Annotated in this window: 1 protein-coding gene; it reads right to left on the bottom strand. The window is 48.8% G+C overall.

The genetic code is table 11. The annotated features are described in order from the left end of the window. Positions 1 to 457 (bottom strand): PD-(D/E)XK nuclease family protein (locus tag ASC50_RS04505; RefSeq protein ID WP_162491136.1); only part of this gene is annotated, 457 nt, incomplete at both ends.

A 457-nucleotide genomic window follows, 5' to 3' on the forward strand; every position in this document is an offset into this window, starting at 1 on the left:
AAATGGAATTGTCAAGCTCATCTGCCAGCTCCTCTTTCTCTTTGATGCCCTTAATGTACTGCAAATAAAAGCGATAGCTGCAATCTATGTAGGTGTTGAGGGCACTTGGCGACAGTGGGCGCGATTCGGGGTAATTTGCATCGAAGCGATTTTTTAGTGCGGTCAGGATTTCCGGCGATTTTTCGACCGTGATTGCCTCCGTTTGGCGGGGTTTGATGGCGGCTTGCAACGAGAAACGCTGAATTTTGTCTTTCAAATTCTGGTCAACGAGCAGTTGCAGCAGAAAACGACTGATTTCCGACTTGCCCGTTTGCGTTTTGTCGGTGCTGTAAACCAGCGTGATATGTGCGGCGCGTTGGATGAGGCGATAAAAATAGTAGGCGTACACCGAGTCTTGATGGTCGATGGTGCTCATCCCGAAATGTTCGCGGAGAAACTGGGGCACAAACGTATTTTC

The organism is Candidatus Symbiothrix dinenymphae, assembly GCF_001431085.1.